Below are 11,044 nucleotides of genomic sequence, written 5' to 3'. Positions count from 1 at the left end.
CACGATCGCGCCGAACTCGGCGCGCTTGGTGCGGATGTATTCGGCGATGTCGTCGAACGGGTACCGCTCGACGCCCCGGCGAGCGCGCCGGGGGCCTCCTCACTGTCACCGCACGGACGCCCGCGCGGGCCTCTTCGCAGGTCAGCGGGCGCTCACGCCAGCTTCAGCGCCCCGGCCATCGTCGACAGCTGCTCGAAGGACCCCGTGCCCGCCACCACGGTGGTCGAGCCCGCCGCGCCCTGGAGGACGAGCGCGTCGTAGCGGCCGCCGGTGTAACGGATCCAGGTACGGCCGCCGATCTGCTCGGTGACCTTGGTCGCCTTCGAGCCCTGACTGGCCTCCTCGACGAACTCCGAGCGCTGCTGAGTGGACTGCTCGACCGCCACGTACTCCCCGTCGGGAGCGTGGAAACCGAGGTGCCAGGCGTCGAAGTCGTCGCCCTGGAACCGCACCGAGGTCGCCTTCCAGGTGTCGGGCAGGCCTTCGGGCGCGGCCACCGGATAGGACGCCGCGCGGCGCGCCGTGAGGAGCTCGACGCGGTAGTCGACCTGCTGGACGTCGCGAGGGCGATCGTCGTGCGGGACGAAGAGGTATATGACCCACGCCGCGATCACGATCACCCCGAGGGAGAGGATCATGTCGCGGGCCGTCTTCTGCTTGCCGTTCGAACCTGCCACGCCCCCTATCGTCGCAGGTGCCCGATGCGCTCATCCGTGGGGTCCCCTGCTCATTTTGTCGGACTGACGATAGAGTCGGGTTCGAACCCTCATCCGGCCGTCGTCGTATCAGAAAGGTGCGCTCCGATGACCGAGCATCATCATTTGCCGTCCGAACTCGATGTCCCCTCCGAGGCCCCCGACCGCAACCTCGCCCTCGAACTCGTCCGGGTGACCGAAGCCGCCGCCATGGCCGCGGGCCGCTGGGTGGGACGCGGTGACAAGAACGGGGCCGACGGCGCCGCGGTGCGCGCCATGCGGACCCTCGTCTCCACCGTGTCGATGAACGGCGTGGTCGTCATCGGCGAGGGCGAGAAGGACGAAGCCCCGATGCTCTTCAACGGCGAGCGCGTCGGTGACGGGACCGGGCCCGAGGTCGACATCGCGGTCGACCCGATCGACGGCACCACGCTGACGGCGAAGGGCATGCCGAACGCGATCGCCGTCCTCGCGGCCACCGAGCGGGGCGCGATGTTCGACCCGTCCGCCGTCTTCTACATGGACAAGCTGGTCACCGGCCCCGAGGCCGCCGACTTCGTCGACATCGACGCGCCCGTGGCCGTGAACATCCGACGGGTCGCCAAGGCCAAGCGGGTCACGCCCGAGGACGTCACCGTCGTCATCCTGGACCGCCCGCGGCACGAGGGCATCATCAAGGAGATCCGGGAGACCGGAGCGCGCATCAAGCTGATCTCCGACGGCGATGTCGCCGGCTCGATCCTGGCCCTGCGCGAGGGCACCGGCGTCGACCTGCTGCTCGGCATCGGCGGCACCCCCGAGGGCATCATCTCGGCCTGTGCCGTGAAGTGCCTGGGCGGCGTCATCCAGGGCAAGCTGTGGCCCAAGGACCCCGAGGAGCGGCAGCGGGCGCTCGACGCCGGTCACGACCTCGACCGCGTCCTGACCACCGAGGACCTGGTGACCGGCGAGAACGTGTTCTTCGTCGCCACCGGCATCACCGACGGTGAGCTGCTGCGCGGGGTCAGGTACCGCCCGGAGACCGCGACCACCGACTCGATCGTGATGCGGTCGAAGTCCGGCACGGTCCGCCGGATCGACTCCGAGCACCGCCTGAGCAAGCTGCGGGCCTACAGCGCCGTGGACTTCGACCGGGCCAAGTAGCCGCCCGGGGGCCGGAGCCAGGATCGTCGGCGACCCCGCGACCTCGGCGACCGGGGCGACCGCGGGTCCGTCGCGGCTGTTCGCGCGGTTTCCCGCGCCCCCACAGGCAAAGAAGCAGGGCGCCCCCGGTGCGGAGGGGGCGCCCCTCGCTGCTCCGGGGGTGGCTAGCCCGCCTGCGCTATACGGCCCGCCGACTGAGCGGCCTTCTTCAGTTCCACGTCGCGGCGGCGGCGCCGGGCGAGGGCCACCCGGCGCTCGGCGGCGGTGAGGCCGCCCCAGACGCCGTAGGGCTCGGGCTGGAGGAGCGCGTGTTCGCGGCACTCCACCATGACGGGACAGCGCGCGCAGACCCGCTTCGCGGCTTCCTCGCGGGAGAGCCGGGCGGCCGTGGGTTCCTTGGAAGGTGCGAAGAACAGACCTGCCTCGTCGCGTCGGCACACCGCCTCGGTATGCCAGGGGGCGTCTTGATCCCTGTCGCGCGCTGGTACCCGCTGGGCCGGAACAGCGGCGACCTGCACGGGCGAATGCGGCGGTTGCAGCACGGGTCTACTCCTGACGACGGCTTCGCGAGCGAGAGACGATGCAGCAAGGCCTACCCGCTGTGCGCGTGCCTATGCACTGAGTTCCCGACCACCGTGCCCGCGGCGATCTCGCGACGGCCCCGCCACGGACGCGCGGCGAACTTCACGACCGTCAACGGCCCAGGTGTTTGCGCAAACTCCTGTCGACCTTGTGCTGCACCCGATCGAGGATGTCCGCGACGAGCTTGCCCCGCTTCGGCCGGCCCTCGATGTTGCCCAGCACCGCCCAGCCGTCCACGTAGACCACCGGGGCGTCGGGCTGGGGCGAATCGAGCGAGTGCACCTCGAAGTTGCCGAGCACCGCGCCGCCGGTGCCGCGCAGCGAGACGTTCTCCGGGACACGGACCTCGACGTTGCCGAAGACCGAGATCGCCTTGATCACGACCTGCTGGTACTCGAAGAGCGCCTCGGTGAGGTCGATCTCGACGGTGCCGAAGACCGCGTAGGCGTGGATCCGGCGGCCCGCGCGCCAACGGCCCCTGCGGACGGCGCTGCTGAAGACCGCGACCACGTTGTCGTCGGGGTCGGCGGGGATCGCGCCCGCGGTGGGCCGGCTGGGGGCGGAGGAGGGGGCCGCGCGCCGCTCGTGCGCGGCGGGCAGGTCCCGGACGAAGACCTCCAGCTCGCCGACCGTCTTGGCGGCCAGGACGCCCTCGACGCGCTCCGCGTGCTCGTCGGCGGTCAGCCTGCCCTCCGCGAGGGCCTCGCGGAGCATGTCGGCGATACGGTCACGGTCGGCGTCCGAGGCGCGCAGCTCCGCGGCCGGCGCGGGGGCGGCGCTCTGCTTGTGAAGGTCCACGGGAGCAGCGTACCGAAACACGATAGATCGCGATAGCCCCACCTCGGAACGGGCGGGCGACGAACTGAGCCTTACCTCACAAGCCCTCCGCCGACGGCAGGTTCTACGCTGGTGAGCGCCCGCCGATGGAGGCGGGCCCGCTGTCTGTCGAGTGAGGAATGGGCGAGATGCCTGAGTTCGCATACACCGATCTGCTTCCCATGGGAGAGGACACCACCCCCTACCGGCTGGTGACCGCCGAGGGTGTCTCCACCTTCGAGGCCGACGGGCGGACGTTCCTCAAGGTGGAGCCGGAGGCGCTGCGCAAGCTCGCCGAGGAGGCCGTCCACGACATCCAGCACTACCTGCGCCCGGCCCACCTGGCACAGCTGCGCCGCATCATCGACGACCCGGAGGCCTCCGGCAACGACAAGTTCGTCGCGCTGGACCTGCTGAAGAACGCGAACATCGCGGCCGCCGGCGTGCTCCCCATGTGCCAGGACACCGGCACGGCCATCGTCATGGGCAAGCGCGGACAGAACGTGCTCACCGAGGGCGGCGACGAGGCGGCCCTGAGCCGCGGCATCTACGACGCCTACCTGAACCTCAATCTGCGCTACTCGCAGATGGCCCCGCTGACCATGTGGGACGAGAAGAACACCGGCTCCAACCTGCCGGCCCAGATCGAGCTGTACGCGGCCGACGGCGGCGCGTACAAGTTCCTGTTCATGGCCAAGGGCGGCGGCTCGGCCAACAAGAGCTTCCTCTACCAGGAGACGAAGGCCGTCCTGAACGAGGCCTCCATGATGAAGTTCCTGGAGGAGAAGATCCGGTCGCTCGGTACGGCCGCCTGCCCGCCCTACCACCTGGCGATCGTCGTCGGCGGCACGTCGGCCGAGTACGCGCTGAAGACCGCGAAGTACGCCTCCGCGCACTACCTGGACGAGATCCCGGCCGAGGGTTCGCCGCTCGGGCACGGCTTCCGGGACAAGGAGCTCGAGGAGAAGGTCTTCGAACTGACCCAGAAGATCGGCATCGGCGCGCAGTTCGGCGGCAAGTACTTCTGCCACGACGTACGGGTCGTCCGCCTCCCCCGGCACGGCGCTTCCCTCCCCGTCGCCATCGCCGTCTCCTGCTCCGCCGACCGGCAGGCCGTCGCGAAGATCACCGCCGAGGGCGTCTTCCTGGAGCAGCTCGAAACCGACCCGGCGCGCTTCCTGCCGGAGACCACGGACGAGCACCTCGACGAGGCGTCCGACGTCGTCAGGATCGACCTGAACCAGCCGATGGACGAGATCCTCGCCGAGCTGACGAAGTACCCGGTGAAGACCCGGCTGTCCCTCACCGGCCCGCTGGTCGTGGCGCGCGACATCGCGCACGCCAAGATCAAGGAACGCCTCGACGCGGGCGAGGAGATGCCGCAGTACCTCAAGGGCCACCCGGTGTACTACGCGGGCCCGGCCAAGACGCCCGAGGGCTACGCGTCCGGCTCCTTCGGCCCGACGACGGCCGGCCGCATGGACTCCTACGTCGAGCAGTTCCAGGCCGCCGGCGGCTCCAAGGTCATGCTCGCCAAGGGCAACCGCAGCAAGCAGGTCACGGACGCGTGCGGCACGCACGGCGGCTTCTACCTCGGCTCCATCGGCGGTCCGGCCGCGCGCCTCGCCCAGGACTGCATCAAGAAGGTCGAGGTCGTCGAGTACGAGGAGCTCGGCATGGAGGCCGTCTGGAAGATCGAGGTCGAGGACTTCCCGGCGTTCGTCGTCGTCGACGACAAGGGCAACGACTTCTTCCAGGACCCGGCGCCCGCGCCGACGTTCACGTCGATCCCGGTGCGGGGGCCGGGGCTGGTGTGATGGATGTGATCCTGTGACGGACGCCCGCCCCTGATTGGCGCAGGGGCGGGCGTCGTTTCGGATCGGGGCCCGGTCCGGTCCGGTCAGCCGGCGCAGACGGTGAAGCCGACCGTGTCGCCGCTGTGGACGATCGCCGGGGCGTGCGGGGACACCCCGAGCACCGAGTTCGGCTTGCAGCCCTTGACGGCCTTCTCGGTGACGGTGCCGAGCTTCGTCTGCGTCTTGTCGAGGTACGTCTTGGCCGCGTCCAGGCTCCAGCCCGCGAAGTCGATCGGGATGGTCACGCCGTGGTTGTCGAACAGCATGGTGGTGGCGTCACTCGTGGCGGTCGTGCCGCTCGCCGCCGGGGCCGAACTCCCGCCGCCCGCGACCGAGGTGGCCAGGGCGGTGCCGCCGCCCGCAGCGATGAGGGCCGCGGCGACGGCGGCGATGCCGACGGTCCGCCTGCGCCGGGTGCGGCGCACGATCTGCGGGGCGTCGAAGGCGGGGGTCTCGGCGGAGTCCGCGAAACGGTTCATGGCGTTCATCAGTTCCTCTTCGAAAGGTGTGCGGCCGGAAGGCCGTGCATCGCCGTACGAGGTCATCGGATTCCTTCCGGGTGCCGCAGTGGTGAAGGGCCGGAGAGTGCGGGGAACTGGTCTCTGAGCTTCTCGATGCCCCGGGCCAGCTGGGAGCGGACCGTGCTCGGCGCGATGCCGAGGTCGGCCGCGATCTCGGCGTCCGAGAGATCGTCGAAGTACCGCAGCACCACCACCGTCCGCATCCGCATGGGCAGTTGCTGCAACGCGCGCACCAACTGGTCCCTGCTGTCGACCTGCCCGTACTCGTCCCCCGGGGCGGCCCTGTCGCCGCCGTCCGGGTGGGGAGTCGTGGTCAGTCGGCGGAACCTCCGCCAGCGGTCGTTGGCCAGGTTCACCATGATCCGCCGGACGTAGGCGTCCGGAGCGTCCTTGGCCGCGATGACGCGCCACTTGCGGCAGGCCTTCTCCAGGGTCTCCTGGACCAGGTCCTCCGCCGCCTCACGGTTTCCCGTGAGGACGAGCGCGCCCCGGAACAACGCGGTCGACCGGGCGGCCACGAATTCCTGGAAGTCCGTCTCCACACGCTCCTCCCTTCCTGTCACCCCTCCTCGACGTGAGCGCTCCCCCGTTCGCTGCACGGCCCCGACGAGACCTGGGTCACACACCGGGCGCCATCCGGACGGCCCAGCGCGCGGAACATCCGGGCCGCCCCGATCGCTGTACCGGTCATGAGCGATTACCGGATCGAGCACGACTCCATGGGTGAGGTACGCGTCCCGGCGGAAGCCAAGTGGCGGGCCCAGACACAGCGCGCCGTCGAGAACTTCCCCGTCTCGGGACAGCGCATCGAGCGTGCGCACATCGAGGCGCTGGCGCGGATCAAGGGAGCCGCGGCGAAGGTGAACGCGCGGCTCGGGGTGGTCGACAAGGACATCGCCGACGCCATCCAGGAGGCGGCCGCCGAGGTCGCCGAGGGCCGGTGGGACGAGCACTTCCCGGTGGACGTGTTCCAGACCGGGTCCGGGACCTCGTCCAACATGAACACCAACGAGGTGGTCGCCACACTCGCCACCGAGCGTCTGGGCCGGCCCGTGCACCCCAACGACCACGTCAACGCCTCCCAGTCCTCCAACGACGTCTTCCCCTCGTCCCTGCACATCGCGGCCACCGGCGCCGTCACCCGCGATCTGATCCCCGCCCTGGAGCATCTGGCGGCGGCCCTGGAGCGCAAGTCCGCCGAGTTCGCCGACGTGGTGAAGGCGGGGCGGACGCATCTGATGGACGCCACGCCCGTGACGCTCGGCCAGGAGTTCGGCGGGTACGCCGCCCAGGTGCGGTACGGCGTGGAGCGGCTGAACGCCTCGCTCCCCCGGCTCGCCGAGCTGCCGCTGGGCGGTACCGCGGTCGGCACCGGCATCAACACGCCCCCCGGCTTCTCCGCCGCCGTCATCGAGGAGGTCGCCCGGGCCACCGGGCTGCCGCTGACCGAGGCGCGCGACCACTTCGAGGCGCAGGGCGCGCGGGACGGGGTCGTCGAGACCAGCGGACAGCTGCGGACCATCGCGGTGGGCCTCACGAAGATCGCCAACGATCTGCGGTGGATGGCTTCGGGGCCGCGCACGGGCCTCTCCGAGATCAGCCTGCCCGACCTCCAGCCCGGCTCCTCGATCATGCCCGGCAAGGTCAACCCGGTGATCCCGGAGGCCGTACTGATGGTCGCCGCGCAGGTCGTCGGGAACGACGCGACCGTGGCCACGGCGGGCGCGGCGGGCAACTTCGAGCTCAACGTCATGCTGCCGGTGATCGCCAAGAACGTGCTGGAGTCGATCCGGCTGCTCGCCAACGTGTCCCGGCTGCTGGCCGACCGGACCGTCGACGGGATCGTCGCGCACCGCGAGCGCGCCCGGGAGTACGCCGAGTCCTCGCCGTCCGTGGTCACCCCGCTGAACAAGTACATCGGGTACGAGGAGGCCGCGAAGGTGGCCAAGAAGGCGCTGGCGGAGCGGCGGACGATCCGGCAGGTGGTGCTGGACGGCGGGTACGTGGAACGCGGCGATCTGACGGTCGAGCAGCTCGACGAGGCCCTGGATGTCCTGCGGATGACACACCCGTAAACCCTCGTGTGCTTTCGCGCCCCGGCGCGAGAACCGTGACGCGCGCCGCAGCGTCGTATGCCCATGGCACCTAATATCTGTGCATGGCAGACGGTGGAGCGGTGAGACGCGTGGGAACTGGTGGTGCGGCGGCCTTCTGGGAGCCCGGGAGCCGGATCCTGTGGCGCTACCGGGAGAACGGCGGGCCGAACTTCCACATCGCCCGCCCGGTCACCGTCGTGCGCGACGACGAGGAGCTGCTCGCCGTGTGGCTGGCCCCGGGCACCCAGTGCGTCAAGCCGGTGCTCGCGGACGGCACCCCGCCGCACCAGGAGCCGCTGCGCACCCGGTACACCAAGCCGCGTACCGTTGCCCGGGGCCACTGGCTCGGTACCGGGGTGCTGAAGGTGGCCCGGCCCGGCGAGCCGTGGTCGGTGTGGCTGTTCTGGGATCAGGGGTGGCAGTTCAAGAACTGGTACGTCAACCTGGAGACCCCGCTGGCCCGTTGGGACGGCGGGGTGGACTCCGAGGACCACTTCCTGGACATCTGCGTCTACCCGGACCGCAGTTGGGGTCTGCGTGACGAGGACGAGTTCGCGCAGGCCCAGCAGGACGGGCTGATGGACCGGACGGTCGCCGAACAGGTGCGGCAGGCGGGCAGCAGGGCGGTGGAGGTGATCCGTGCGTGGGGGCCTCCGTTCAGCGAGGGCTGGCAGAACTGGCGCCCGGATCCGTCCTGGGCCGTACCGTTGCTGCCGGAGGACTGGGACCGTACGCCCGCGCACATGTCCACATGAGACCCTTGATGCGCCCCCGGGCAACAAACGTAGGATCGTCCTCCGCAAGGCACGCTGGCAGTAACTCCCGGAGCAGACGCCGGGCCTGACCGAACGTCACCGAGGGGCGGCAGCACGTGAGCGAGGGGTACGAGGGCAACACCGGCGGGACGCTCGACTTCGGCCCCCGGGGCCGCGTGCGGCCCACCGGTGACACAGGAACAACCTCTGACCACGCGGGAATTCCGTTCCGGGGGCACGTATTCCGGGTATCGGGTTTCCTGCGGGACCAACTGCGCGCGCGGCGTGCAGCCCCGGACGGACGGATTCGACACGCGTGACGGAGCAGCCCACCTCCTACGAACGCCCCCAGGGCGTCGACCCCACGGACCCCCGTGGGGCACTGCTGCATACCCAGGCGCCGGCGCCGGGCTCGTCCGCCTTACCGCCCGATGCCTCGGGTACGACGACGCCGCGCGGCAAGGGCGGAAAGGGTGGCATGGGCGGCCAGGGAACCACGGGAACGGATGCGGCCGGTTCGGAGGCCGGTTCCGGCACCGAGCACTCCCAGCCGTCGGCGTCCGACGAGGCGATGGGGGCTCCTCCCGCGCGGGCCAAGCCCGGCGTGGGGGACCACCGGCCGCGCCCGGCTCCCGAGTCCATCCCGGCCCAGCCGGGCGCCGACGCGCGCCCGGAGCGGGCTCCGGAAGGGCAGGACCGGCGCGCCGGAGGGACACTGACGCCCGGCCGGCCCACGCCGATGCGGCGGGACGGGGACCGGCTGCGCTTCGTGGGCGCCGCGACCCGGCGGATCGCCCGCGGCCTGGACCTCGACGAGATCGTGATGGGGCTGTGCCGGGCCACCGTGCCGACCTTCTCCGACGCGATCCTCGTCTATCTGCGCGACCCGCTGCCCGTGGGCGACGAGCGGCCCGCGGCGGACCGCATCATGCTGCGGCTGCGGCGCACCGACCGCATCCCGGAGGAGCGGGACACCGAGACCGGCTTCGCGGCGCTCGCCCTGCCGCCCCCGGAGCCGGGCGAGCTGACCGCCGAGCTGTCGGCCGCGGTCGCCGAGCTGTGCGAGGTACGGCCCGGCGGGGCGCTCGCGGAGGTGCTGCGCGGGGTGCGTCCGGTCTTCGCCGACCATCCGGCCGCACGCGCCGCGCTGCCCGAACTGCTGGGCGAGGACAGCACCTTGGCCATCCCGAGCGGTCAGCGGGCCGTCCTGGCCCCGCTGCGGGGCCGTCGCCGGGTGATCGGCGCCGCGGTGTTCCTGCGCCGCCCGGAGCGCATCCCGTTCGAGAACGACGATCTGCTGGTGGCCGCCCAGCTCGCCACGCACAGCGCCCTGGGCATCGACAAGGCGGTCCTGTACGACCGTGAGGCGTACATCGCCGACGAGCTGCAGCGCACGATGCTGCCGGAGACCCTGCCGCGTCCCACGGGCGTCCGGCTCGCCTCCCGCTACCTGCCCGCGGCCGAGACCGCGCGGGTCGGCGGCGACTGGTACGACGCCATCCCGCTGCCGGGCAGCCGGGTGGCGCTGGTGGTGGGCGACGTCATGGGGCACTCCATGACGTCGGCGGCCATCATGGGGCAGCTGCGGACGACGGCCCAGACCCTCGCCGGCCTCGACCTGCCCCCGCAGGAGGTCCTGCACCATCTCGACGAGCAGGCCCAGCGGCTGGGCACCGACCGCATGGCGACCTGCCTGTACGCGGTCTACGACCCGGTCTCGCACCGCATCACCATCGCCAACGCGGGTCATCCCCCGCCCATCCTGCTGCACCTGGGCGGGCGGGCCGAGGTGCTGCGGGTGCCGCCGGGCGCGCCGATCGGCGTGGGCGGGGTGGATTTCGAGGCGGTGGAGCTCGACGCCCCGGCCGGGGCGACGCTGCTGCTGTACACCGACGGTCTCGTCGAGTCCCGGCTGCGGGACGTGGCGACCGGCATAGAGCAGCTGCGGGAGAAGCTCGCCGCGACCGCCCAGTTGACCGGGCCCGATCACCCGCCGCCGCTCGAGGCCCTGTGCGACGAGGTGCTGGACATGCTCGGCCCGGGTGACCGGGACGACGACATCGCGCTCCTCGCCGCCCGGTTCGACGGGATCGCGCCGAGCGACGTGGCGTACTGGTTCCTCGAACCGGAGGACGCGGCTCCCGGCCGGGCCCGTCGGCTGGCCCGGCGGGCGCTGTCCCGCTGGGGGATGGAGGACATGACCGACTCCGTCGAGCTGCTGGTCAGTGAGGTCGTCACGAACGCGGTGCGGTACGCCTCGCGGCCGGTGACCCTGCGGTTGCTGCGGACCGACGTGCTGCGCTGCGAGGTCGGCGACGACGTGCCGCAACTGCCTCGGCTGCGGCAGGCCCGGGCGACCGACGAGGGTGGCCGCGGCCTGTATCTGGTGAACCGGCTGGCCCGGCGGTGGGGGGCCACCCGGCTCAGCACCGGCAAGGTGGTCTGGTTCGAGCTGAACCGGAGCTGAGAGAGGCGACAGAGAACGACAGAGAGGGGGGCCCGCGGGCGCCCGGGGGCCGCGCAGCAAGGACGAGCCCCCCCCACGACAACAGCACCCAAGCCCACGCAAACCGTGTGCGG

Annotated in this window: 10 protein-coding genes; 5 read left to right on the top strand and 5 right to left on the bottom strand. The window is 71.4% G+C overall.

The window, feature by feature from the left end; genetic code table 11:
* Positions 1–152: 152 nt before the first annotated feature.
* On the bottom strand, positions 153–677 hold the full coding sequence (locus ABT070_RS45390) for a DUF4245 domain-containing protein (RefSeq protein WP_351769156.1): 525 nt from the start codon (positions 675–677) through the stop codon (positions 153–155).
* A 126-nt stretch (positions 678–803) separates the two neighbouring features.
* On the opposite strand from ABT070_RS45390, the gene glpX reads away from it, so the two are divergent.
* Positions 804–1,838 (top strand): class II fructose-bisphosphatase, encoded by a 1,035-nt coding sequence (gene glpX, locus ABT070_RS45385; protein ID WP_351769154.1) that lies wholly within the window; start codon positions 804–806, stop codon positions 1,836–1,838.
* A 164-nt stretch (positions 1,839–2,002) separates the two neighbouring features.
* On the opposite strand, the gene ABT070_RS45380 is transcribed toward glpX, so the two are convergent.
* Complete coding sequence (locus tag ABT070_RS45380; RefSeq protein ID WP_351769152.1) at positions 2,003–2,380, bottom strand: WhiB family transcriptional regulator; 378 nt, start codon at positions 2,378–2,380, stop codon at positions 2,003–2,005.
* A 151-nt stretch (positions 2,381–2,531) separates the two neighbouring features.
* Complete coding sequence (locus ABT070_RS45375) at positions 2,532–3,218, bottom strand: DUF1707 SHOCT-like domain-containing protein (RefSeq protein WP_351769150.1); 687 nt, start codon at positions 3,216–3,218, stop codon at positions 2,532–2,534.
* Between the two features lie 167 nt (positions 3,219–3,385).
* On the opposite strand from ABT070_RS45375, the gene ABT070_RS45370 reads away from it, so the two are divergent.
* Positions 3,386–5,053 (top strand): fumarate hydratase, encoded by a 1,668-nt coding sequence (locus tag ABT070_RS45370; RefSeq protein ID WP_351769148.1) that lies wholly within the window; start codon positions 3,386–3,388, stop codon positions 5,051–5,053.
* A gap of 83 nt (positions 5,054–5,136) precedes the next feature.
* On the opposite strand, the gene ABT070_RS45365 is transcribed toward ABT070_RS45370, so the two are convergent.
* Both ABT070_RS45365 and ABT070_RS45360 read right to left on the bottom strand, forming a co-directional pair.
* Positions 5,137–5,580: a hypothetical protein gene (locus ABT070_RS45365; RefSeq protein ID WP_351769147.1), complete on the bottom strand. Its 444-nt coding sequence runs from the start codon at positions 5,578–5,580 to the stop codon at positions 5,137–5,139.
* 53 nt (positions 5,581–5,633) lie between these two features.
* Positions 5,634–6,155, bottom strand: coding sequence for a SigE family RNA polymerase sigma factor (locus ABT070_RS45360; protein WP_351769145.1), 522 nt, complete (start codon positions 6,153–6,155; stop codon positions 5,634–5,636).
* 147 nt (positions 6,156–6,302) lie between these two features.
* Between ABT070_RS45360 and ABT070_RS45355 the strand changes: the two genes are divergently transcribed.
* From ABT070_RS45355 to ABT070_RS45345, 3 genes are all read left to right on the top strand, one after another.
* Positions 6,303–7,688, top strand: a complete 1,386-nt coding sequence (locus tag ABT070_RS45355) for a class II fumarate hydratase (protein ID WP_351769143.1) — start codon at positions 6,303–6,305, stop codon at positions 7,686–7,688.
* Positions 7,689–7,771: 83 nt separating this feature from the next.
* Positions 7,772–8,464, top strand: a complete 693-nt coding sequence (gene fomD / locus ABT070_RS45350) for a cytidylyl-2-hydroxypropylphosphonate hydrolase (RefSeq protein WP_351769141.1) — start codon at positions 7,772–7,774, stop codon at positions 8,462–8,464.
* 316 nt (positions 8,465–8,780) lie between these two features.
* Positions 8,781–10,931: a SpoIIE family protein phosphatase gene (locus ABT070_RS45345; protein WP_351769140.1), complete on the top strand. Its 2,151-nt coding sequence runs from the start codon at positions 8,781–8,783 to the stop codon at positions 10,929–10,931.
* Positions 10,932–11,044: the final 113 nt, after the last annotated feature.

Origin of the sequence: Streptomyces sp. NPDC002884 (genome assembly GCF_040295245.1) — a bacterium.
In the GTDB taxonomy this organism is placed as follows: Bacteria; Actinomycetota; Actinomycetes; order Streptomycetales; family Streptomycetaceae; genus Streptomyces.
This window is presented reverse-complemented; position numbering and strand designations above follow the sequence as displayed.